At 68.7% G+C, this 21044-nt stretch carries 25 protein-coding genes; 14 read left to right on the plus strand and 11 right to left on the minus strand.

Annotation, left to right across the window (positions count from 1 at the left end):
- Nucleotides 1-62: 62 nt before the first annotated feature.
- From SD37_RS26965 to SD37_RS26985, 6 genes are all read left to right on the plus strand, one after another.
- Nucleotides 63-527 carry an Asp23/Gls24 family envelope stress response protein gene (locus SD37_RS26965; protein ID WP_044849924.1) on the plus strand — a complete coding sequence of 155 codons (465 nt, stop codon included), beginning with the start codon at nucleotides 63-65 and terminating at the stop codon, nucleotides 525-527.
- A 41-nt stretch (nucleotides 528-568) separates the two neighbouring features.
- Nucleotides 569-745, plus strand: a complete 177-nt coding sequence (locus SD37_RS43255) for a hypothetical protein (RefSeq protein ID WP_005154991.1) — start codon at nucleotides 569-571, stop codon at nucleotides 743-745.
- Nucleotides 746-750: 5 nt separating this feature from the next.
- Entirely contained in the window at nucleotides 751-1137 is a 387-nt protein-coding gene (locus tag SD37_RS26970) for an Asp23/Gls24 family envelope stress response protein (protein WP_044849925.1), read from the plus strand.
- Nucleotides 1134-1661: a DUF6286 domain-containing protein gene (locus SD37_RS26975; protein ID WP_044849926.1), complete on the plus strand. Its 528-nt coding sequence runs from the start codon at nucleotides 1134-1136 to the stop codon at nucleotides 1659-1661. The genes SD37_RS26970 and SD37_RS26975 overlap by 4 nt, the downstream gene beginning before the upstream one ends.
- Complete coding sequence (locus SD37_RS26980; protein WP_044849927.1) at nucleotides 1658-2224, plus strand: Asp23/Gls24 family envelope stress response protein; 567 nt, start codon at nucleotides 1658-1660, stop codon at nucleotides 2222-2224. The genes SD37_RS26975 and SD37_RS26980 overlap by 4 nt, the downstream gene beginning before the upstream one ends.
- A gap of 69 nt (nucleotides 2225-2293) precedes the next feature.
- Nucleotides 2294-3229, plus strand: a complete 936-nt coding sequence (locus SD37_RS26985; RefSeq protein WP_044849928.1) for an SDR family NAD(P)-dependent oxidoreductase — start codon at nucleotides 2294-2296, stop codon at nucleotides 3227-3229.
- Between the two features lie 160 nt (nucleotides 3230-3389).
- Here the strand turns inward: SD37_RS26985 and SD37_RS26990 are convergent, their stop codons facing one another.
- The 3 genes from SD37_RS26990 to SD37_RS27000 form a co-directional block, all read right to left on the minus strand.
- The gene (locus tag SD37_RS26990) at nucleotides 3390-4112 is read right to left on the minus strand and encodes an anti-sigma factor (protein ID WP_044849929.1); all 723 of its coding nucleotides are present in this window, start codon (nucleotides 4110-4112) and stop codon (nucleotides 3390-3392) included.
- On the minus strand, nucleotides 4109-4705 hold the full coding sequence (gene sigK, locus SD37_RS26995) for an ECF RNA polymerase sigma factor SigK (RefSeq protein WP_044849930.1): 597 nt from the start codon (nucleotides 4703-4705) through the stop codon (nucleotides 4109-4111). The genes SD37_RS26990 and sigK overlap by 4 nt, the downstream gene beginning before the upstream one ends.
- 103 nt (nucleotides 4706-4808) lie before the next feature.
- A complete protein-coding gene (locus SD37_RS27000; protein ID WP_044849931.1) occupies nucleotides 4809-5285 on the minus strand; it encodes a MarR family winged helix-turn-helix transcriptional regulator in 477 nt (158 codons plus the stop codon).
- Between the two features lie 96 nt (nucleotides 5286-5381).
- Here SD37_RS27000 and SD37_RS27005 point away from each other — a divergent pair, with 96 nt between their 5' ends.
- On the plus strand, nucleotides 5382-6500 hold the full coding sequence (locus tag SD37_RS27005; protein ID WP_044849932.1) for a cytochrome P450 family protein: 1119 nt from the start codon (nucleotides 5382-5384) through the stop codon (nucleotides 6498-6500).
- A 50-nt stretch (nucleotides 6501-6550) separates the two neighbouring features.
- Here the strand turns inward: SD37_RS27005 and SD37_RS27010 are convergent, their stop codons facing one another.
- The 3 genes from SD37_RS27010 to SD37_RS27020 form a co-directional block, all read right to left on the minus strand.
- A complete protein-coding gene (locus tag SD37_RS27010) occupies nucleotides 6551-6757 on the minus strand; it encodes a CsbD family protein (RefSeq protein WP_044849933.1) in 207 nt (68 codons plus the stop codon).
- A gap of 123 nt (nucleotides 6758-6880) precedes the next feature.
- On the minus strand, nucleotides 6881-7762 hold the full coding sequence (locus SD37_RS27015) for an alpha/beta fold hydrolase (protein WP_044849934.1): 882 nt from the start codon (nucleotides 7760-7762) through the stop codon (nucleotides 6881-6883).
- A gap of 21 nt (nucleotides 7763-7783) precedes the next feature.
- Nucleotides 7784-8284, minus strand: coding sequence for a hypothetical protein (locus tag SD37_RS27020; RefSeq protein WP_037321534.1), 501 nt, complete (start codon nucleotides 8282-8284; stop codon nucleotides 7784-7786).
- Between the two features lie 161 nt (nucleotides 8285-8445).
- Between SD37_RS27020 and SD37_RS27025 the strand changes: the two genes are divergently transcribed.
- Entirely contained in the window at nucleotides 8446-9057 is a 612-nt protein-coding gene (locus SD37_RS27025; RefSeq protein WP_044850155.1) for a LysE family translocator, read from the plus strand.
- A gap of 11 nt (nucleotides 9058-9068) precedes the next feature.
- On the plus strand, nucleotides 9069-9719 hold the full coding sequence (locus SD37_RS27030) for a B3/B4 domain-containing protein (protein ID WP_044849935.1): 651 nt from the start codon (nucleotides 9069-9071) through the stop codon (nucleotides 9717-9719).
- On the opposite strand, the gene ku is transcribed toward SD37_RS27030, so the two are convergent.
- On the minus strand, nucleotides 9706-10671 hold the full coding sequence (ku, locus tag SD37_RS27035; protein WP_044849936.1) for a non-homologous end joining protein Ku: 966 nt from the start codon (nucleotides 10669-10671) through the stop codon (nucleotides 9706-9708). The genes SD37_RS27030 and ku overlap by 14 nt on opposite strands.
- A gap of 461 nt (nucleotides 10672-11132) precedes the next feature.
- Between ku and SD37_RS27040 the strand changes: the two genes are divergently transcribed.
- The 3 genes from SD37_RS27040 (at nucleotide 11133) to SD37_RS27045 (ending at nucleotide 15403) form a co-directional block, all read left to right on the plus strand.
- Nucleotides 11133-14066 carry an AfsR/SARP family transcriptional regulator gene (locus SD37_RS27040; protein WP_044849937.1) on the plus strand — a complete coding sequence of 978 codons (2934 nt, stop codon included), beginning with the start codon at nucleotides 11133-11135 and terminating at the stop codon, nucleotides 14064-14066.
- A gap of 81 nt (nucleotides 14067-14147) precedes the next feature.
- A complete protein-coding gene (locus SD37_RS44130) occupies nucleotides 14148-14270 on the plus strand; it encodes a hypothetical protein (RefSeq protein WP_256376517.1) in 123 nt (40 codons plus the stop codon).
- Nucleotides 14271-14329: 59 nt separating this feature from the next.
- Nucleotides 14330-15403 (plus strand): SagB/ThcOx family dehydrogenase, encoded by a 1074-nt coding sequence (locus SD37_RS27045; RefSeq protein ID WP_044849938.1) that lies wholly within the window; start codon nucleotides 14330-14332, stop codon nucleotides 15401-15403.
- Between the two features lie 962 nt (nucleotides 15404-16365).
- On the opposite strand, the gene SD37_RS27050 is transcribed toward SD37_RS27045, so the two are convergent.
- The 3 genes from SD37_RS27050 to SD37_RS27060 are packed head-to-tail and all read right to left on the minus strand — an operon-like array spanning nucleotide 16366 to nucleotide 17761.
- Nucleotides 16366-16941, minus strand: a complete 576-nt coding sequence (locus SD37_RS27050; protein ID WP_044849939.1) for a DUF305 domain-containing protein — start codon at nucleotides 16939-16941, stop codon at nucleotides 16366-16368.
- Between the two features lie 48 nt (nucleotides 16942-16989).
- Complete coding sequence (locus SD37_RS27055) at nucleotides 16990-17370, minus strand: DUF6153 family protein (RefSeq protein ID WP_044849940.1); 381 nt, start codon at nucleotides 17368-17370, stop codon at nucleotides 16990-16992.
- 19 nt (nucleotides 17371-17389) lie between these two features.
- Entirely contained in the window at nucleotides 17390-17761 is a 372-nt protein-coding gene (locus SD37_RS27060) for an ArsR/SmtB family transcription factor (protein ID WP_044849941.1), read from the minus strand.
- Nucleotides 17762-17836: 75 nt separating this feature from the next.
- Here SD37_RS27060 and SD37_RS27065 point away from each other — a divergent pair, with 75 nt between their 5' ends.
- Together SD37_RS27065 and SD37_RS27070 are read left to right on the plus strand one after the other, a co-directional pair.
- Nucleotides 17837-18841 carry a cation diffusion facilitator family transporter gene (locus tag SD37_RS27065; protein ID WP_044849942.1) on the plus strand — a complete coding sequence of 335 codons (1005 nt, stop codon included), beginning with the start codon at nucleotides 17837-17839 and terminating at the stop codon, nucleotides 18839-18841.
- Nucleotides 18838-19884: a winged helix DNA-binding domain-containing protein gene (locus tag SD37_RS27070; protein ID WP_044849943.1), complete on the plus strand. Its 1047-nt coding sequence runs from the start codon at nucleotides 18838-18840 to the stop codon at nucleotides 19882-19884. Before SD37_RS27065 ends, SD37_RS27070 begins: the two co-directional genes overlap by 4 nt.
- Here SD37_RS27070 and SD37_RS27075 read toward each other — a convergent pair.
- The gene (locus tag SD37_RS27075) at nucleotides 19877-21034 is read right to left on the minus strand and encodes an epoxide hydrolase family protein (protein WP_044849944.1); all 1158 of its coding nucleotides are present in this window, start codon (nucleotides 21032-21034) and stop codon (nucleotides 19877-19879) included. The two genes, SD37_RS27070 and SD37_RS27075, sit on opposite strands and share 8 nt — an antisense overlap.
- Nucleotides 21035-21044: the final 10 nt, after the last annotated feature.

Genomic DNA, 21044 nt, shown 5'->3' on the forward strand with positions numbered 1-21044 from the left:
CAGACCGGATAACCCGCGAACTTCCGCCACAGGCAACGGAATCCGAATCCCAGGAGACAACGATGACGAACACCGCCACCACCGCCAAGCCGAACTCGAACTCCGCCTCCCCCGCCGAGAACAGCGCTCTCGTCACGACGCAGGGCGTGACCACGATCGCCGACACCGTCGTGCAGAAGGTCGCGGGCCTCGCGACCCGGGAGATCACCGGCGTCCACGCGCTCGGCGGCGGCGCCGCGCGGGCCTTCAACGCGCTGCGCGAGCGCATCCCGGGCGCCACCGCGTCCGCCGGACAGGGCGTGTCCGTCGAGGTCGGCGAGCGCCAGGCCGCGGTCGACCTGCAGATCGTCGTCGAATACGGCGTCGCGATCGCGGATCTCGCCAAATCGGTGCGCCGCAACGTGATCGGCGCCGTCGAGCAGATGACCGGACTCGAGGTCGTCGAGGTCAACATCAACGTCTCCGACGTGCACATCCCGGGTGACGACGACACCGACGAGAACGCCGAGTCCGGCCGAGTCCAGTGACCACCGGCGCCGGTCCGCGCCCTACCGCAAGGAGAACGTTCATGAACGCCACCCATCTCGGCCTGCTGACCGGTCTCGTGCTCGGCGTGGCCGGCGCGTTCGGCGGCTTCGGCGCCTTCCTCGTCGTGCTCGTGCTGGCCGTCCTCGGCCTGCTGGTCGGCCGGTTCCTCGACGGCAAACTCGACCTTTCGGCCCTGGCCGGCCGCGACAGGGGCTGACCGCCATGACGACCATGACCGCCGCCGCGCCGGAAACGGAGGGGCGCGGCGTGCTGACCGTGGCCGGTGGCGCCGTCGAGCGGATCGCCGCGCGGGCGATCACCGAACTCGACGGCGTCGGCGGCGCGGCCTCCCGGGTGCTCGGGATCGCGGTCGGTGGTGAAGACCTCGACCAGGATGCCAAGGTGAGCGCGCGCGTCACCGGCACCACGGCCACCTTGGACGTCCGGCTCTCGGTGAAGTACCCGCTTTCGGTGCGCGCCACCACCGAGACCGCGCGGAAGCATCTGATCCACCGCGTCGGCGAACTCTCGGGCCTGGACGTCACCCGGGTCGACATCACCGTCACGGCCCTGCGTTCCGCGGAAACCGAAACGAGGAGGGTCCGATGAAACGGCGCCCCCGCCGCACTGTCCCGGCGGTGCTCGTCGCCCTCGTGGTGCTCGCCGGATGTGTACTGGCCGCCGTCGTCGCGGTCCAGACGATCCTCGGGGAAAAGCCGTGGGTCAGCTACGACGCCGTCGCGTCCGCGCTGCACGGTGCCCGATGGAGTGACACCGTCACCGCGCTCGCCGGCGGTGGTATCGCGCTGATCGGCCTGCTCCTGCTCTTGAGCGCGATCGTCCCCGGCAAGCCGACCGTGCTGCCGCTCGAAGGCGACCCGGACTCCGGCGCCTCCCGGCGCGGCTACCGGTCGACACTGCGCACCGCCGCGTCCACTGTGGACGGCGTTTCGGGGGCGAAGCTGAAGGTCACCCGGCGCAGGATCGTCTCGGTGGTGACCACCGGCCGGACGAACACCGCCGGACTCGCCGACGCCGTCCGCGCCGCCATCGAGCGCCGCCTCGCCCAGATCGGCCCCGCCACCGTCCCGGCCGTACGGGTCCGGGTCAAGGCCACCAGGAGCGTGTCATGACCGACCTCAACCGTCCCGCCCGGCTGAACCGCACCCTGCTCATGCTGACGGGGATCGTGCTGCTCGCCGGTGGCGTGTTCGCCGTCGGCACCCATTTCGGCAGAATCCCGCTGCTCGACCCCGGCACCGCGCTCGTTCCCGGCACGGCGATGCCACCCGGCTGGGCCTGGTACGCCGTCGCCGGGGGCGCGGTGGTCGTCGGGCTGCTGACGCTGCGCTGGCTCATCGCGCAACCCGTCCGCAAACCCAAGTCTCACACCTGGCGTTTCGAGCAGGAGACCGGACAGACCGCGCTCTCCGCGAGCACCGCCGTCGAGCCGTTCGCGGCGGAGGTCGCGACGTATCCCGGCGTCCACGCCGCGCACGCCACCTTGGGCGGCACCCAGGACGCGCCGGTGCTGGCCGTGGTGCTGAGCGCCGAACAGGACGGCGATCTGGCCGCCATCCGCGAGCGTGTCACCCAGGAAGGGCTGCCCCGGCTCCGCCAGGCGCTGGACCTCGCCGAACTTCCGACGACCATCGAGTTCCGCTTCTCCGCCAAGGCAGGCCCCCGCATCCAGTAGCGAGGTTTCCGGGGTGCCTGGATCGGGAAGCCGGTCCAGGCACCCCCACCCGATCCAGAGGAGTCCCGCATGTCAGCCGTGACCAGGGCAGCCGACACCGTGCTCGACCGGACTCTGCTCGGCTACAGCAGTGTCGGGCACTTCTTGCGACGGCGATGGTGGCCCGGGGACCCGGCGCCGGACGCGCTCGCGGGCAAGGTCGCCGTGGTGACCGGCGCGAAGGCCGGTCTGGGCAAGGCGACCGCCATCGGGCTGGCGAGACTGGGCGCGACCGTCCGGATCGCGGTCCGCGGCGACGCCGACGCCGCCCGCGCCGAGATCGAACGTGCCGCGCCCGGCGCGCGGATCCTCGTCGACCACTGCGACGTCAGTCTGCTCTCCTCCGTGCGCGACTACGCGAAAGACCTCGACGGCGAGGTCGACATCCTCGTGCACAACGCGGGCGTGATGCCCGCCGAGCGGACGGAAACGGCCGAGGGCAACGAAGTCATGCTGGCCACGCACGTACTCGGCCCGCATCTGCTGACCGCGTCCTTGCGCCCGAAGTTCGCCGACGGCGCACGGGTGATCTGGGTCAGCTCCGGTGGCATGTACGGCCAGCCGCTGCGCACCGACGATCTCCAATACCAGCGGGACGACTACAAACCGGCGGCCGGGTACGCGCGCACCAAACGTATGCAGGTGGTGCTCGCCGAACTCTGGGCCGACGAACTCGACGGCTCCGGCGTCGTCGTGCACAGCGCCCATCCGGGCTGGGCCGACACCCCCGGCGTCGCCACCTCGCTGCCGACCTTCCGCAAGCTGACCCGGCCGATCCTGCGCGACGCCGAGCAGGGGGCCGACACCTTCATCTGGCTCGCGGCCGCCGAAGAACCGGGACGGTACAACGGGATGTTCTGGCACGACCGCGTCCCGCGCCCGACGCACTACCTCGGCAAGACCCGGGAAACCGCCGCGCAGCGCCGGGAACTGTGGCAGTCCTGCGGGCGGCTCACCGGTCTTTAGGCCGTGTCCGGTAAGTCTGTTCGAAGGGCTTCGTGATCCAGGTGGTTCCTGGCGGTGCGGGCGGATCGGCCTCGTACCGGGTCGTACTCGGCCGCGTCCGCCCGTGCCGTCAGGGGCCGCCTGGGCGCGAAGACCGCGAACGAGACTTACCGGGCACGGCCTAAGCCAGGGGGATCATCGCTACCGCCGGGGTGGACGGGGTCCGCGAACCTCCGGCGGGTTCGGCGGTGATCCCGACCCGGTCGATCGCTCCCGGCAGGTCCGCGAGGATCGGCCGGGTCCGATGTGGACCGTCCGAGACGAGCAGCCCGGCGGAATGCACGCCGCTCGCCCCGATGAGCCAGACCTGGTACGCCTTACCGGCTGCCAGAGGCGGCAGATCACCCGCGAGGACGACGACCTTCTGTCTGCTCCGCGAGGTCACCACCGTGGTCGTACCGGGCGCGGCGGCCTTCACCGTCGACGCGTCGGGAGCGGTCAGCACCGAGTTCACCGAGGCGAGCTGCTGCTGAGCCGGATCGGACTCCGGCCCGGTGTTCGTGGTGACCAGGCCGAACACCAGCGCCCCGACGGCGGCCGCCGCAGCGCCCCACAGGGCGATCCGCACGGGCGGCTGCTTCGACGACCGGGCGCGCCGGACGACCGCGACCAGCGGCGGCCATTGGCGGGTCCGGGCGGCCTCCGTCAGCGTCGCTTCCCGCAGCCCCGGCGGCGGCGCGGCGGCGAGGGCCGCGCCCAGGCGTGCCGCGGTCTCCCGCAGTTCCCGGACCTCTTGGCCGCAAGCGGGACAGCCGCGCAGGTGCCGCTTGAACGCCGCGGCCTCCTCCTCCGTGACGGCGTCCACGGCGTAAGCGCCGGTCAGCGTATGCGGTTCCAGCGTCATTGCCCCACCCCCAGACAGTCGCGAAGCCGGATCAGACCGTCGCGAATGCGGGTCTTCACCGTGCCCGGCGCGGTTTTGAGCACTTCCGCGACCTCCGGATAGGTGTATCCGTTGTAATAAGCCAGCACGACCGATTCCCGTTGCAGCTCGGTGAGCGCGGACAGGCACTGGCGCACCCGCTGCTGTTCCAGCTTGCTGATCGTCGACTCGGCGACCTCGTCGAACGGGCGCCGGAAATCGAGTCTGCCCGCGCGGTCGTCGCGGTCGAGCGCCGCCTGATGCGAGCGCACCCGGTCCACGGCCCGCCGGTGCGCGATGGTGAGCACCCAGGCCAGCGTGCTCCCCTTGCCCGGTTTGAACCGGGCCGCCGTCCGCCACACCTCCACCAGGACCTCCTGGGTCACCTCCTCGGCGAACGTGCCGTTGCGGACAACCCTGTTCACCACTCCCCAGACCGGCCCCGCCACGACGTCGTACAGGTCGGCGAACGCTTGTTCGTCACCGGCCGCGACCCGTTGCATCAGGCTCGTTTCGGCAGGCACCGCTCCGGTGCCACCGGTTTCGCGCAGACTCGTCCGCACACCCTCGACCATCAAGCCGCCTCCACCTCACCCGACGCCCGGCTACGCGGTGCCTGGACGTCTGGAAGGGATTCGGTGCCGGGACGGCCGCGGACTGGTCGTCTTCAGAACGCGTTCAGTCCTCTGGATGCGGGCGCGTCAGGACCTCGTCCATTGTGGATCGCAGGTGTCGCAGAAAGGCCTGGAAGCGTTCGATCTCCTCCGCCGGGTACTTCGCCACCAGCGCCGCGAGTCCCGCGCTGAACGGGCCGAAGAACTGTCGCGCGGGCTCCTGGATGTCGGGGCCGCTGCGCAGGGTCACTATCCGCCGGTCGGCGCTCTCCCGGGTCCGCACCACATAGCCGAGACCCTCCAGCCGGTTCACCAGGTTCGTGGTCGCGCCGGAGGTCAGCGAAATGCGTTGCCCGAGCCTGGCCGGGGAGAGCGGCGAGCCGGTGTCTTCGGCGTAGAGGATCTCCACCAGCGCGGCGGCGTCAGTGGCGTGCAGGCCGAGCCAGTCCGCGAAACGCCGGGTGAACTCGGTGTAGTTCGCCCCGAAGTTCCGGAGGTCGTCCAGCAGCGACGCGCTCCGTGCCGCGACCTCATCCTCCATCGGCGGTGTCCTCCTCGGCTCTTCGACGTGCTTTGACAACCTACCGGCCGCAAATATACCTTCACTGTGAAGCTACTTTCTCATGAAGGAGTTCTCTTGGTCCCCGACCCGTTCGCCGCGACGACCCGCGGTATCTCCGAGCCTGATCCCGTTCGCCCGGCGCTGCGCGCCGCCGGGCCCCTCGTCGAAGTGGCCACGCCGGCGGGCGGAAGCGCGTGGATCGTGACCGAGGAGAAGCTGGCCCGTGAAGTCCTCTCCCATCCCGGCATCGTCAAAGACCCCGCTATGGCACCGGAAACCTGGGATCCCGTTCGCGCCGGACTCGAGCAGACGGCCGCCGCACAGCCGTCCCTCACCACCTTGGACGGGCCGGACCACGCCCGGCTGCGACGGGCGCACGCCCCGCTCCTGAGTGCCAAGCGGATCCAGGCACGATCCGGCCGGATCCACGAAATCGCGCGAGAGCTGCTGACGGATCTCGGCGAGGGAACCGTCGACCTGATGGACGGCTTCTCCACCCGGTTCCCGCTCACCGTGCTGCTCGATCTGCTCGACATCCCGCTCGACCTGCTCGACGCCGCCGTCGACGCCTGCCGCCGGATGTCCAGTCCGGACCCGGGTGCGCAGGGCAAGGCCATCGCCGCGATCGCGAACCTCGCGGCGGCCGGGCTGACGCCGGATCGGCACGGGCTCGCGACGGAACTACGCGACCGGGTCCCGCCCGAGACGACCGAAGACGACCTGAGGTATCACCTGTTCGCGTTGATCTTCGCCGGACAACTGACCACCGACGCGTCGATCGGCTTCCTGGTCGCGCGGCTGCTCGACGCTGACACCGCGGCCGAGGACGACCTCGTCCGCGAAACCCTGCGAGACCATCCGCCCGCACCGTTCACGCTCTGGCGGTTCACCTCCACCGAGGTCGACCTCGCCGGGATCCCGCTGCCTGCTCGATCCCCCGTGCTCGTCGACATCCAGGGCATCAACACCGATCCCGGCCGCGACCCCGGGCCGGATCTGACCTTCGGCGCGGGCCCGCATTTCTGCGTCGGCGCCCAGCTCGCGCACCTCGAACTGCGGGCGGTGGCGACGGTCCTGCGCGCGGAATTCCCCCGAGCCCGGCTGGCCGTCCCCCATGCCGAACTCCGGCAGACGTTCCTCGGCGGCATCCAGGGCACCCGGCTCACCGGCCTGCCGGTACTCCTGCACGGCTGAAAGAACGGGCCGGGGCGCGGAAATCCGCTGCCCCGGCCCGGAAACGACGACTACTTCTTGAAGGTGTCGCGGATCTTGTCCGCCGCGTCACCGACGGCGTCCTTCACGTTCTCGACAGCGCCCTTGAGACCGGCCTTCGCCTGATCGGCCTGGCCCTCCGCGCGCAGTTCCTCGTTGCCGGTGGCGTCGCCGGCGGCCTCCTTGGCCTTACCGCCGAACTCTTCCGCCTTGTTGCTGATCTTGTCGCCCAACGACATCGGGTCCTCCTCCGTCCGTGGCGCCCGGATCGTGCGCCGTACACGGGAAGGACAACCCTTGATCAAGATTCGTCACGCACACGGACGGGTGATCACTCTCACGACGTCGGCAGCCGTCTTGCCCTAGAGCAGAGAGGCGACGGCGGCGGCGAACGCCTCCGGGGCCTCCTGAGGAACGTTGTGGCCGACACCCGGCAGGACACGGTGCTCGTACGCGCCCGTGAAGTACTCGCGGTCGCCCTCCGCGCTGGGCCCGCCGACGCCGTCGTCCCCGCTTTCCAGCACGACCGTCGGGACCGTGATGACCGGTTCCTTTGCGATCAGGTCTTCGAGCGCCTGATACCGGGGATCCCCTTCCGCCAGACCGAACCGGTGGCGATAGGAGTGGATGACGACGTCGACGAAGTCCGGATTGTGCAGGCTGGGGGCGCTGGCCGGGAAGGCCGCGTCGGCTTCTGCCCAGGTCGGCGACCAGGTGCGCCACAGCAGGGCGCACAGCTCGTCGCGGTTCTCCGCGAGCCCGCGGCGGCCTCGCTCGGAATGAAAGTAATACTGGTACCAGTAGGTGCGTTCCCACTCTGGCGGCGCCGGTTCCCCGGCATAGGCGAGATTCTGGACGTTGTAGCCGTCCACCGAGACCAGCCCGCGCACGCGTTCCGGCCACAGCGCGGCCGCGATGCACGCCGCGCGGCCGCCCCAGTCGTATCCGGCGACGACGGCGTTTTCGAGCCCCAGCGCGTCCATGAAGTCGAGCAGGTCCTGTGCGAGCGCGGCCTGCTGCCCGGAGCGGGGCGTCGCGTCGTCGAGGAACCGCGTCCCACCGAACCCGCGGAGAAAGGGGACGTACACCGAGGCGCCGCCCGCCGCGAGGACCGGCGCGACCTCGTCGTAGGCCCGCACGTCGTAAGGGAACCCGTGAAGCAAGATCACCGGCGACGCGTGCGCGTCACCGGTGTGTTCGTACTCGATCTCCAGAATCGGTGTGGTGACGCGCTTCGAGCCCATCCTCGGATCCTTTCACGAGGATCAGCCGGACCAGCCGCTCAGCCGGGACAAAAGTCGTTCGAGAACCTCGGGATCGGCGCCGACGGGCTCACCGGAGACGGGCTCGTCCACCAGCGTCCGGCGGTCGCCGCGGCGCGGCAGCCGCACCTGCCCCGCGGACAGGCCGCCGGGCAGCGGCAGCTCGCACCAGGTGGTGACTCCGCCGGTCTCGCTCGGCGCCACCCCGGTCCGCTCCCCCGGCGCCGGTGTCGGCGTGGGAAGACCGTCCAGTTCGTGGTCGACCTCGATGGCCAGGACGTCCGACCGCAGCCGCAGTCTCAGCGTGAAGAACGGCGGTTCCTTCGGATCGGCCGCGTCGACGAGCGCGCCCACCAAGCGGGCGGCGGCGGTCTTCGCCTGATCGAGCAACGGCCGCAAGGACCAATCCGAGAGGATGAGACGGACGAAGAGCTCGGAGCACAACAGGGCGTTCGGTTGTGCCACCAGCCGGAGGTCGTCCATCTGCGAGGTGCGCGCGCTCAAACCTTGGCCTTCCTCGTCGACGTGCGAGCGTGCATCATGCCACTCCATCCGGTGACGGGCTCACACCGCCTCGGCGCCCGCTCCCGTGGCGATTTTGGTCCAGTGTGGTCAGGCGTCTTTGGCTCTGTTCATCAGACCAAAGACCGCGCACAGTGATCGGCGTGAGCATCGCCTTCCTGATCACCACGCTGGTCGTGGTCGCCACGCCCGGCACCGGCGTGGTCTACACCCTGTCCGCCGGACTGGCCCGGGGGAGACGCGCGAGCGTCCTCGCCGCGACAGCCTGCACCCTCGGCATCGTCCCCCATATGGTCGCCGCGATCACCGGCCTCGCGGCCCTGCTGCACGCGAGCGCGGTGGCGTTCGAAATCATCAAATACCTCGGCGTGGCCTACCTTCTCTACATGGCGTGGGCGACGCTGAGGGACCGGGAGGCGATCGTCGTGGAGGGCGATCCCGAACCCAGGTCGGCGCTGCGGACGATCACCTCGGGCGTGCTGATCAACGTCCTGAATCCGAAGCTGACGCTGTTCTTCTTCGCGTTCCTGCCCCAGTTCGTCCCGGCGGGCGAGCCCGGTTCGATCCCCCGGATGCTGCTGCTGAGCGGGGTGTTCATGCTGGCGACGTTCGTGGTGTTCAGCGTCTACGGCGTCCTCGCCGCCGGCGTGCGACACCACGTCATCTCCCGGCCGCGCGTGCTCGCCTGGATGCGGCGGATCTTCGCCGGTTCCTTCGCCGCGCTCGGCGCCAAACTCGCGTTCACCACCCAGTAGACAGGTCTCGTATGCGACTCCAGCACGATCCCGCGGTCCGCGCCGAGCACCCCGGCCTGGCCGTCGGCACCCTCTCGGCCACCGGAATCACCCCCGCGATGCCGGTCGACCTCGAGAAGTTCCTCGCCCGGGCGACGCGACGGCTCGCGGACGGCCCGGAATCGGAGTTCCCCGAGATCCAGGCCTGGCGCCGGGCGTTCGCCAAGATGGGCCTGAAACCGACCCAGTACCGGTGTGCGTCGGAATCCCTGCTGCGCAGGCTGCGGAAGGAGGGCACGCTTCCCCGCATCCATCCGGTGATCGACCTCTGCAACGCGGTCTCGGTCGCGTACGCCATCCCGGTCGCGGTACTCGACGTCGCGAAGATCAGCGGCTCGCTCGTGGTCCGCCACGCCCGGGGCGACGAGAAGTACGTGACCTTCGCGGGCACCGTCGAGCACCCGAACCCGGGTGAGGTGATCTTCGCCGACGAGGACGGCCAAGCCCACGCGCGGCGCTGGACGAACCGGCAGAGCGGGCACTCCGCGGTCTCCGCCACGACGTCCGACGTCCTGATCGTTTCGGAGGGACTGCACGCGACCGCGGCCGAGGACGTCCGGCTGCTGATCGAGGCCATCGCGGGCGAACTGGCCGCGGCGGGCGTCCAGGTCACGAGGCCTTGAGCGCCTTCTCCAGCCCGGCGCGCGTCATCTTCGACCGTCCCTTGATGTCCCGCTCCCGCGCCAGCTTCTCCAGATCCGCCTTCGACAGCGAGGACAGGTCTTTCGCAGCCGGGGACTTCTTGGCCGGGGACTTCTTGGCCGTGCCCGCCTTGGCGCCGGAGCCGGAGCGCTTCTTGGCCTTCCCGCTCTCGACGCTCTTCGAAAGCGCCTCGAACAGGTCGACGACCTTGGTCGGCTCACCGGGCTCGGTCGCGGGCGTGATGGTCTCGCCCTTCTTCTTGGCCGCGATCAGCTTCCGCACGCGATCGGTGTAGGTGTCGTGGTACTCGTCGGGCCGCCAGTCGTCGCTCATCGCGTCGATGAGGTTGAGGGCCATGTCGAGTTCCTTGCCGCGCGCCTGCGCCTTGCCCGGCAGGTCCGGCAGCTGCTCGGCGGGATCGCGCAGGTCGGCGGCGAAATGGAGGGTGTTGAGCACCATGACGCCGTCCCCCGAGCGGACCAGGGCGAGGTACTCGCGGCCGCGCATGACGAACTTCGCGATCCCGGCCCGGCCCGACGAGCGCATCGCTTCGAGCAGCAACGCGTACGGCCGTTCGAACTCCGCTTTGGCCGGCGCTAGCCAGTACGTCTTGTCGAAGAACATCGGATCGATGGCGTCCAGCTCGACGAAGCTCTCGATGTCGAGCGACTTCGACCGGCCGGGGGCGATCTCGTCGAGTTCCTCGGGTTCGACGACCACGTACTCACCGCTGTCGAGCTCGTAGCCCTTGACGATGTCGTCGTAGTCGACTTCCTTGCCGGTGCGTTCGTTCACCCGCCGGTACCGGATGCGGTCCTCGGTCCCGCGCTGGAACTGGCGGAAGTGCACCGTGTGGTCTTCGACAGCGCTGTACAACCGGACCGGCACCGTCACCAGGCCGAGTGAAAGCGAACCGCTCCAGACCGGGCGCATGGGCGTACTCCTCTCCTCCCTCGCCTGGGTACCCGCGACGGCGGCCGATCACACCTGGTCAGAGGTTGAACGCGAGAGGACCTGTGACGGAAAAGGGCTCCCAGGGCGGTTGGCCACCCCCAGTAGAAAGGCCAACCGCCGCGGAGCCCCTGCATTCGATTCGGCACGCTGCCCCGTCGCGCCGAACCCGTCAGCTGATGTCTTCAGCTTTCCAAGGCCCTGCATCGGAATTACATCGGCTCTCCACCGGCGGGCATCCGCGCAGTTCAGGGATCACCGGGAGTAGAATCAGGACCGGTTCCAAGGCAGGCACACGCCCGCCCGTTAGGCCGAATGCCGGATGGCGACCCCGCGCCGACCTGGCTGAGGCCGCCGCGGTGGGCTAGGGTGCCGGTCACCGGGCGAGCGGACTGGGAGGTAGTGCGTGAGCACGCTCACGGTCTCGGACGACATAGTGGCATATGACCGCCGGTCCGTTACCTGAATCGGCGGGATCGCCCTCCAACGGCGGCGATCCGACGCATACCGGTCCTGCAGCTCAGCTCAGTTTCTCCGTCCTCGGCCCGCTCGAAGCCGAGGTCGACGGCGTCCCCGTCCGGCTCGGCGGACGCCGTGAACAACGCCTGCTCGCCTGCCTGCTGATCAACGCGGGCAGGCTCGTCCCGGCGTCGTACCTGATCGGCACGATGTGGCCGGACAATCCGCCGAAGACCGCGATCCGCCAGGTCAGCAACGCGATCGCGCGGCTGCGGCACGATCTCGGCGTGGCGCGGTCCGCCGTGGTCACCACCGGCTCCGCCTACCGCATCGTCATCAGCAGCGCCTCGCTCGACTCGGTCCGCTTCGAAGCGGGCTATCGCGAGGGCGCCGAACTCCTGGCCGCCGGGCTGCTCTCCCAGGCGGCGGCCAAGCTCGCGGACGCGCTCGCGCTCTGGCGCGGCCCGGCCTTCGACGGTCTCGAAGGCGAAGCCATCGAGCAGACGGCGCGCCGGCTCGACGAAGAACGGCTCGCCGCGGGCGAACTCCTGATCGGCGCCAGGCTCCGGCTCGGCGAGACCGACGCGGCGGCCCGCCAGGCCTTCGACCTCGCCGCCTGGCATCCCACCCGCGAGACCCTGCAGCGCTTGACCATGCTGGCGCTCTACCGGGCGGGCCGCGGCGCGGACGCGCTCCGCGCGTTCGACCGGAGCAGGATCGCGCTGGCCGAGGAACTCGGCGTCGACCCGGGTACCGAACTGAGCACGCTCCACCAGCAGATCCTGCGCACCGACCCGGAGCTGATGGAGGACAGCGCCCTCGTCCGGTACGGCGTCGGCGGGCTCCGGGCCGGGGCGGACACCGGTGGGCGGCGCGAGGACGCGGACGCACAGAAGGCGCTCTTCCCCCGGCCCGCGCAGCTTCCCGCGGATCTCCCCGCGTTCGGCGGTCGCGCCGAGGAGCTGCAGACGGTCCTCGAAATCGGCCGGGACGACACACTGACGGGGCCGAGACTGATCGCGATCGACGGGATGCCCGGGGTCGGCAAGACCGCGCTGGCCGTCCACGCCGCGCACCGGCTCGCGCCGCTGTTCCCCGACGGGCAGCTCTTCGTGAACCTCGAAGGATTCTCGCCGGCGGGCGATCCGGTCGACCCGGCCGTGGCGCTCGAAGCGCTGCTGCGCTCACTCGGCATCCAGGGTTCGGACATCCCCGCCGGGACCGGCCAGCGCGCGGCCCTGTTCCGCAGTTGCCTGGCAGGCAAGCGCGTCCTCCTGGTGCTGGACAACGCCATCAGCGCGACACAGGTCAGCCCGCTGCTGCCCGGCGCGGCCAGCTGTTGTGTGCTGATCACCAGCCGGACCCGGCTCGCCGATCTCGACGGCGCCGAACTGCTCTCCCTGGAACCGTTCAGCCGCGCGGACGCGGTGGACCTGCTCGGCCGGATCGTCGGGCCCTCCCGGCTCAGGCGGGAATCGCCCGACGCGGTCGACCAGGTCGCGAGCCTGTGCGGCGACCTCCCGCTCGCGCTCGCCGTGACGGCGAGCAGGCTGCGGGCGAGGGCGTCCTGGACGCTCGACTTCGTCGCCAGGCAATTGCGCGACGAACGGAACAGGTTCAGCGAACTCACCGCCGGGGAACGCGACGTCGCGGGCGCGTTCCGGGTGTCCTATCTGAACCTGTCCGAAACCGAACGTCGGGTCTTCCGACGTTTGAGCCATCATCCCGGCGCCGCGTTCGATCTCCATTCGACGGCGGCCTTGGCGGAAGTGGACCTCGGTGAAGCCCGCCGTCTGGCCGAGCGCCTGGTCGACGTGAATCTTTTGCGCCAACCCTCGATGGACCGGTACGAGATGCACGACCTTCTCCGTAGTTACGGCCGCGAACTGCTGCTCGCGGAGGAGCCGGAACACCAGCGCGAAGCGATGATGCGACGGCTGTTCGACTACTACCGCTCCACCGTCGCAGCCGCGATGGAATTCATCGACCCGGATTCCGAAGAGGAATCGGGTGGCGGCCTCGAAGTGCCGAAGAGCGAGTTCACGCAGACCTTCGTCGACTACGACCAGGCAGCGCACTGGATGGACGCCCAATGGCAGAACGTCCTACCGGTGGCCGTGGCGATGAACAACCACCAGCACTATTCGGACCTCGTGCCCTTCTGCTCGTCGGTCTGGCGCTACTTCGACAACCGCGGCTATTACCGCCAGGCCAGAGAACTCGAGACCCTCGCCCTCTCCGCCGCCCGGGTCACCGGGAGCGTGGTCCTCGAGTACCAGGCTTTGCACATGTACGCGCTCACCCTGTGGCGGCTCAACGAATTCACCGAGGCGAACCGGCTGTTCAACGAGGTGTTCGAACTGGCGTCGACCACCGGCGACGTGCGGATGCAATGCCGGGCCAGGGGCAATTCGGGCGTCACCCACTGGCTGAAGGGCGAGTCGGACGAGGCGATCGAGCACCTCGGCTGGGTCCGCCAAACCGCCCATGCCCATGGCAGCGTGCTCATCGAAGCCCGCGCGAGGCACCGGATCGGGCTGATCCACACCGAGAACAGGCGCTATCCCGAGGCCGCCGAGGAACTCGACCAGGCACTGCGACTGGCTCACGAGAACGAATCACCCGATCTCGAGGCCGAATGCTTTCTGGCCCTCGGTATCAATTCGCGCGAACTCGGCGACGCCGCCCTCGCGGTCACCCAGTTCACCACCGCGATGGAAGTGCTCGACTCGACCGGGAATCGCAGCATGCTGCCCATCGCCCACAAGGAGATGGCGACCGCGTTCGATCTTCTCGGTGAGCGATCGAAAGCGGACCGTCATCGCCGCTTCGCTTTGCGGCTGTACACGGATCTCGGCATTTCGGACTCCGCCGATGTACGCGAACTCAAACAGCGCCTGAGTGATCACTCGGCGTAATTTGTCGTACTGCTCCGGTACTCTGTTGGTGTCGGTAAATTCACTTGACCGGACCAACCGCTCACGGAGAGGATCGGCGGCATGCACGACGACGAAGAAGACGAGTTCTTGCTGGAACTCGAAGCGGAGTACAAGGCGCAGAGCACTTGGGGCGGGTTCGAGCCGCCGCCGCACGGCGGGCCTCCTTTCCGCTCGCGACACTGAATGACCGGGCGTATTCGTAACGTATTCACTTAACTGGGGACTGGGGCGCAAGACATTCGATGCTGGTAAGGGTTTCCACTTGCGGGACGCTCTATTGGTCCGACGGTGACGTGATCTGGGACGATCACCTCGGCCATCGCCAGCTCAAACTCGCCGAAGGAACCGAACGAGTACTGCGATGGTTCAGTTCTTGGCGAGAACCGGAATCGGTGCGTGGCGCGGACGAAAATCCCGAGACGGGGGAAAGACTCGTCCGTATCGCGCGAGCGATGATCCGGTACGACGTGCTGGTGATCAAAGGGTCTTCCCGCCAGCGGAGGGAAGAAGAGATCCTTCGGGATTGGGGGCCTTGGGGAACGTCCGCGCGGGCGTTCCACTTCGGCACGCGATCCTTGCGTGACACCGAGTTCACGACCAGCGAAACAACCGCGAAAACCTTGCTGGAGAAGGCGAAGGCCAGCCCTCCGCCTTCTCCGGTGAGGCCTTCGGGCGAGTCCGGCGCGATACCACTGCCCGAACCTTCACCGGAGCCACTGAACGCGATCGGGCTCGGCGAGGCGCTGAGCAAGCGCAGGAGTACACGCGAGTTCGGCGAAGACCCCGTACCGCTGCGCGACCTGAGCGCACTCCTCACCGCGGCCCGGCCGACCAGACCGGAAACGCATGCCGACATCCCGGCCACCGGCAACGTCTTCAAGACGAGCCCATCGGGCGGCGCGCGGCATCCGACCGAGGTGTACGTCTACGCGCGGAACGTCGAGGACCTGGATCGCGGGATCTACCACTACGACGGCTTCCGGCACGGGCTCATCCCCCTGGACGGCAAAATCGACGACGACGAACTCGTCGCGCTCGCCGGCGACCAGGAGTGGACCAGGAACGCCGGCGCGCTGCTGATCTACACCAGCGTGATCGAACGGAACCAGTGGAAGTACCCGGTGAGCCGGACGTACCGGGTCCTGCTGATGGACGTCGGGCACCTCAGCCAGACCGTCTACCTGCTGGCGACCGCGCTCGGGTTGAACGTCACGTTCACCGCGGCGCTTCGCGACGAGCTGGTGGAGGATCTGCTCGGCTGTGACCCCGCGAGCGAACTGGTGCTGGGGATGTCGGTGGTGGGCACTCGGGCTTAAGGGGCTTCGGTCGCTGCTCTGGGTTGCGGGCTTGGGCGTCTCCGTTTTTCGGCAACGGCTCCGCACCGGCCTCGCTTTGTCGACAGCGGTCGCGAATGGTCCCATCCCACCAGCCCGGCGACTGTCCACAAGGGATAGCTTGACACGGTCCGATGTCCGATTGATGCCTATATGCACAGTTTCGCGCGGGGTCGTGAGTGGCAATGAGGGTTATTGAGGGGTAAGGCAAATATGACGTGATCGGCTCACTGCCGTGAAGACCCCTTACTACCCTCACAGTAGCGAAGGATGCCTTCATCGCCTGGCGACAGGCAAGGGCTTCCCCAGGAGGCTGGGCGCATCCCGTGACTGTCCATAAGGGACAGTCCTCAGTGAATCGATGTCCGATTGATGCCTATATGTACGGTCTCGAAGGGGGTCGTGAGTGGCAATGAGGGTTAGAACGCTATTTGCCACTCACGACCACCTCGCGAGACCGCGCAAACCGCTCAAGTCAGACATCATGACCGGAACAATGTCCTTTGTGGACATCCCTGGTCATGCCCCTGCTTCCGTCGGCCAGTCCGGGCCTGTCCTGAGACACGACATGTTTGCCTTACCACTCAATTAGAACGCTACTTGTCACTCACGACCCCACTCGAAACCGCACACTCAGGCATCAAGTCATGAACAGGTGTCCCTCGTGGACAGTTCTAGGATGCGCCTGCCTCAGCGAGGGGTCCCTCACCAACCGCAGCGAGCCACGCCCCGGCCCGGACCCTCGAAGTACATGGTGGCGCTGCTGAGTCACCCGGATGCGCCCTCGCGACGCAGGACTCGGTCACGCCACCTTTGACCATGCAAGAAAGGCCATCGCCGTTTTCCGGCAACGCTCGGATGGCGCCAAAACGCTCCGCCCACCACCAATTCGGCCCCGGAAGATCGCGCGAGCCGGACGACCTCGGCCCGCGCGATCCCCGGACTCAGCCGAGCAACGCCCGCATCTCCGTGATCTCGGCCTGCTGGCCGTCGATCACCTTCTGCGCCAAGGCTTTCACCTCGGCATTGCTTCCCTGTTGCAGCACGGTCTTCGCCATCGCGAGCGCACCCTCGTGATGCTTGACCATCATCTCCAGCCACTGCCGGTCGAAGGCGGCGTCCTTGGCCTGCCCGAGTTTCGCGAGGTCTTCCTCGGGCATCGAGCCGTGCTCGGAGTGATCACCGGACGGCGCCACTCCCCAGCCCTTCAGCAGAGCGGTCAGCTGCCGGATCTCCGGGTCCTGCGCCTTTTGGATCCGCGCGGCGAGATCGGCGACCTTCGCGTCGCGCGTGCGCCCGTCGACTAGTTTCGCCATCGCGATCGCCTGTTCGTGGTGCGGGATCATCCCTTGCGCGAAGGTGATGTCGGCCTGGTTGTGGTCACCCTGCCGCGGAGCGGGGGCGTTCATCGAGGACAGGGTGTGCCCGCTGGAAGCGGTGTCGGAACTCGCGCATCCGGCGAGCACACTGAAGGAGGCCAGGGCAGCGAGAGCCGCCCCGACCAGTTTCTTGCTGGTCATGGTTCTTCCTCAGGTCGGATTCAGGGTTGGGCGGGACGTACCCGCCTGTCACACCCGAGACACGCAGAGAAAGGCCAGCCGTTCCGGAACCGGTCTCCAGCGCGGAGGATCACGGCCCGGGGCCGAACCGCCGGTCTCCCACGACAGCCGGGTCGTCCCGGTCCGTCCATTTCGGACGAGCAGCCAGGTGACGATCAGGAGCACGGCCGCGGCGAGTACCGCGAGACACAGGTGCAGTCCACTGTGGTCACCGTTGTCGTGGTGCGCGGGAACGTCCTGACAGCAGGGATCCGCCATCGCGACCGCGGCGGTCCCGTGCCCGGCGCCGTGGCCGGACTCGGCGGTGACGTGATGCATCCCGACCAGACCCAGTGCCACCACGCACAACAACAGCCACCGGAGGGCGGCCGGGTACGAGGACTGGGTCACGGCTCCACCGTAGCCGGATTCAGCGGGCCACCGGACGGTGGGGTTTCGCCGCGGTGTGCAGCGCGGGGATGTCGCGATCGATGTGATCGGCGTGGAACAACGCCTGCGCGAGCAGCCCGCGGACGTGGTCGTTGGCCGCGGAGTAATAGACGAATGTTCCCTCGCGGCGCCCCTTGACCAGCCCGGCGAGCCGCAGTTTCGCGAGATGCTGGCTGACCGCGGTCGGCGCCGCACCCGCCAGGTCCGCGAGACAGGCGACCGAGGACTCGCCCTGCAGGAGCGCCCAGAGCACCTTGATCCGCGTCGGGTCGGCGAGCAGCCGGAAGGTCTCCGCGGCCAGGTGGACCTGTTCCTCGGTGGGCATCTCGAAATCCGGGACCGACTCGTGCATACCCGCAGGGTACCGGTTATCCTTCTGCCTGCGTACCTGCATGACTGCGCAGGTAGCATGACAGGGAGGTGGGCGATGACCGGACATGGGCATGGGCACGGCCATGGACACAGTCACGGCCACCGGCAGGGAAAAAGCCGTCTCCGCCATCTCCTGACCCCGCACAGCCACGACAGCGCCGACCGCGTCGACACCGCGCTGGAGACCAGCAAACGCGGCGTCCGCACGCTGATCTGGTCGTTCGCCGCCCTGTTCGTCACCGCCGTCGCGCAGCTGGCGCTGGTGCTGGTCACCGGTTCGGTGGCGTTGCTCGGCGACACGATCCACAACTTCGCCGACGCGCTGACCGCGGTCCCGCTCGGGATCGCCTTCATGCTCGGCCGTCGAGCCGCCACCCGCCGCTACACCTACGGACTCGGGCGCGCCGAAGACCTCGCCGGGGTGCTCGTCGTCCTGCTGATCGCGGCGTCGGCCTTCCTCGCCGGGTACGAGTCGATCGAGCGGCTGCTGGACCCGCGGCCGGTCCAGCATCTGTGGGTGGTCGCCGCGGCGGGGGTCATCGGCTTCGCGGGTAACGAACTCGTGGCCAGGTACCGGATCACGGTCGGCCGTGAGATCGGGTCCGCCGCGCTGGTCGCCGACGGGCTGCACGCGCGGACGGACGGGTTCACTTCGCTCGCGGTGGTGCTCGGGGCCGCCGGCGTCGCGTTCGGGTTCCCGCAGGCCGACCCGATCATCGGCCTCGCCATCACGGTCGCGATCCTGTTCGTCCTGCGCGACGCCGCCAAGGAGGTCTTCCGCCGCCTGATGGACGCCGTCGACCCGGCCGACGTCGATCGTGCCGAACGCGCGGCGGCCGAAGTCCCCGGCGTACTCGGCACTCGGGATCTGCGGATGCGCTGGATCGGGCACAGCCAGCGCGCGGAGCTGGCGGTTTCGGTCGAGCCGGGGCTGACCGTCACGGAGGCGCACCACCTGGCCCACGAAGTCGAACAGCGGCTGCGCCAGGTCCTGCCGCGGCTCGCGGAAGCGGTCGTGCACACGGAACCGGTGAACGCCCATGAGATCGTCAACGGGTGACGCTGTCCGACGACGACATCCGGGCGATCCGCGCCCGCGCCCAGCTGCTCTCCGCCCCCGCCCCGGACGTGCTCTCCGTGACCAGGGCGGTCGCCGCGATCCAGGCGCAGTCGAGCCCCGCGGCGAGGCTCGCGGTCCGTGCTCGCGGCCGGGGCTTGACCTCGCAGGACGTCGACACTTCCCGTGAGGTGGCCCGCACCTGGCTGATGCGCAAGACGCTCCATCTGGTGCCGACAGCGGATCTCCGCTGGTTGAACCGGCTGTTCGGCCCACGCAACGCCCAGGCGGGCCAGGGACGGCGCAGACAACTGGACCTGACCGACGAACTCTGCGAACGCGCGCTGAACCACCTCCAGGATCTCTTGCCCGGCAGGGCACTCACCCGGCAAGAGATCCTGAAAGGCTTGGCGGCCGCCGGGATCGTGCTCGACACGACGTCACAGGCGCCGCCTCATCTGCTGGCGTACGCGGCCAATCGCGGTTTGATCTGCCGAGGCGAGGACAACGGGGCGGAGCCGACGTACGTTCTCCTCGACGAGTGGACCACCGAGGAAAACGATCCGCCCGACCCGCACGCGGAACTGGCCCACCGCTATCTGACCGCGTATGGCATCGCGACGGCCGAGGACTTCGCCACCTGGTCCGGGCTCCCGCTCGGTCTCTGCCGCAAGGCCTTCGAAGTACTGGATCTCGTGCCCGCCGGTATCGGCTTCGCACTCCGGGAGACCGATCTCTCCGCTCCCCGCTGTCCCCCTCGCCTGCTCGGCGCTTTCGACCCGTACCTGCTGGGCTACGCCGACCGCGATCTGTTTCTCGACCCGGCACACGCGAAACGCGTCAACTCCGGCGGCGGGATGATCGCGCCCACCGTACTGGTGGACGACCGGATCGCCGGGACCTGGCACGTCAAGCGAACCGCGAAGCGGACGAAGGTCGTCGTGGAACCCTTCGCCGCGCTTTCGCGGTCCGCCATCGCCGGACTCGAGTCCGAAGTGGACGATTATGGCCGCTTCCTCGGGGAAGCGGCCGTCCTCGTCATTTGAGGGACCGGAAGAACTCCCGCACGTCGGCGACCAGGATCTCGGGCTCTTCCAATGCCGCGAAGTGCCCGCCACGGTCGACGTCGGTCCACCGCACGATCGTGTGCGCGGCCTCCGAATACCGCCGGATCCCGACGTCGTGCGCGAAGATCAGCGCTGCCGTGGGCACCCCTGAGTTCTTCTCGACGGCTCCCCACGTTTCCGCCTGCGCGTAACCGACGTACGCGGACGAAGCCGCCGTGCCGGTGAGCCAAGTGAACATGACGTTGGTCAGCAACCGGTCGCGGTCGATGATCTCTTCCGGCAGCGTCGGGCGCGGATGCGTCCACTCGCGGAACTTGTCCATGATCCAGGCCAGCTGGGCCACCGGCGAGTCCACGAGCCCGTAGCCGAGGGTCTGCGGCCGCGTCGACTGGATCGCGATGTACCCGAACTCTTCCCGCATGAAGGCCGCGATCCGCTGGATGCGATCACGCTCGATGTCGGTGAGCGACGCGAGTTCATCATCGGACAACGACATCGGCGGCATCGGCGTCAGGCCGCCGTTGACGTGCACCCCGATCACCTTGTCCGGCTCGGCGCGGCCGACCTCCGGCGACACGGAAGCACCGAGGTCGCCGCCCTGCACGCCGTAGCGTTCGTAACCGAGCCGGCGCATCAGCTCCGCCCAGGCACGGCCGATCCTCGGCATCGTCCAGCCGGAATCCGAGACGGGACCCGAGAAACCGAACCCCGGCAGCGACGGGATCACCAGATGGAACGCGTCCTGGGGATCTCCGCCGTGCGCCTTCGGGTCCGTGAGCGGGCCGATGACATCGAGGAATTCCACCACCGAACCCGGCCAGCCGTGCGTGAGGATCAGCGGTGTCGCGTCGGCTTCGGGTGAGCGGACGTGCAGGAAATGGATCTTCTGGCCGTCGATTTCCGTGGTGTACTGCGGAAAACCGTTGATCTCGCGTTCGGCGGCGCGCCAGTCGTAGCCGTCGCGCCAGTATTCGGCGAGTCCGCGCAGCCAGGCCACCGGCACCCCGGTGTCCCAGCCGTCGCCGGGGAGCGGGGCGGGCCAGCGCACGCTGTCCAGCTTCGCGTGCAGTTCGTCCAGCTGCTCCTGGGGGATGTCGAGGCGGAAGGGGCGGATCTCCGTGTTGTTCATGACGCTTACG

This window comes from Amycolatopsis orientalis (genome assembly GCF_000943515.2).
Lineage (GTDB): Bacteria > Actinomycetota > Actinomycetes > Mycobacteriales > Pseudonocardiaceae > Amycolatopsis > Amycolatopsis orientalis.

Bases quoted from the DNA above. Each gene is read 5' to 3' on its own strand.
- SD37_RS26965 (WP_044849924.1), top strand. From the start codon at position 63: ATGACGAACACCGCCACCACCGCCAAGCCGAACTCGAACTCCGCCTCC.
- SD37_RS43255 (WP_005154991.1), top strand. From the start codon at position 569: ATGAACGCCACCCATCTCGGCCTGCTGACCGGTCTCGTGCTCGGCGTG.
- SD37_RS26970 (WP_044849925.1), top strand. From the start codon at position 751: ATGACGACCATGACCGCCGCCGCGCCGGAAACGGAGGGGCGCGGCGTG.
- SD37_RS26975 (WP_044849926.1), top strand. From the start codon at position 1,134: ATGAAACGGCGCCCCCGCCGCACTGTCCCGGCGGTGCTCGTCGCCCTC.
- SD37_RS26980 (WP_044849927.1), top strand. From the start codon at position 1,658: ATGACCGACCTCAACCGTCCCGCCCGGCTGAACCGCACCCTGCTCATG.
- SD37_RS26985 (WP_044849928.1), top strand. From the start codon at position 2,294: ATGTCAGCCGTGACCAGGGCAGCCGACACCGTGCTCGACCGGACTCTG.
- SD37_RS26990 (WP_044849929.1), bottom strand. From the start codon at position 4,112: ATGACGCTGGAACCGCATACGCTGACCGGCGCTTACGCCGTGGACGCC.
- sigK (WP_044849930.1), bottom strand. From the start codon at position 4,705: ATGGTCGAGGGTGTGCGGACGAGTCTGCGCGAAACCGGTGGCACCGGA.
- SD37_RS27000 (WP_044849931.1), bottom strand. From the start codon at position 5,285: ATGGAGGATGAGGTCGCGGCACGGAGCGCGTCGCTGCTGGACGACCTC.
- SD37_RS27010 (WP_044849933.1), bottom strand. From the start codon at position 6,757: ATGTCGTTGGGCGACAAGATCAGCAACAAGGCGGAAGAGTTCGGCGGT.
- SD37_RS27015 (WP_044849934.1), bottom strand. From the start codon at position 7,762: ATGGGCTCGAAGCGCGTCACCACACCGATTCTGGAGATCGAGTACGAA.
- SD37_RS27030 (WP_044849935.1), top strand. From the start codon at position 9,069: ATGCGACTCCAGCACGATCCCGCGGTCCGCGCCGAGCACCCCGGCCTG.
- ku (WP_044849936.1), bottom strand. From the start codon at position 10,671: ATGCGCCCGGTCTGGAGCGGTTCGCTTTCACTCGGCCTGGTGACGGTG.
- SD37_RS27040 (WP_044849937.1), top strand. From the start codon at position 11,133: ATGACCGCCGGTCCGTTACCTGAATCGGCGGGATCGCCCTCCAACGGC.
- SD37_RS44130 (WP_256376517.1), top strand. From the start codon at position 14,148: ATGCACGACGACGAAGAAGACGAGTTCTTGCTGGAACTCGAAGCGGAG.
- SD37_RS27045 (WP_044849938.1), top strand. From the start codon at position 14,330: ATGCTGGTAAGGGTTTCCACTTGCGGGACGCTCTATTGGTCCGACGGT.
- SD37_RS27050 (WP_044849939.1), bottom strand. From the start codon at position 16,941: ATGACCAGCAAGAAACTGGTCGGGGCGGCTCTCGCTGCCCTGGCCTCC.
- SD37_RS27060 (WP_044849941.1), bottom strand. From the start codon at position 17,761: ATGCACGAGTCGGTCCCGGATTTCGAGATGCCCACCGAGGAACAGGTC.
- SD37_RS27065 (WP_044849942.1), top strand. From the start codon at position 17,837: ATGACCGGACATGGGCATGGGCACGGCCATGGACACAGTCACGGCCAC.
- SD37_RS27075 (WP_044849944.1), bottom strand. From the start codon at position 21,034: ATGAACAACACGGAGATCCGCCCCTTCCGCCTCGACATCCCCCAGGAG.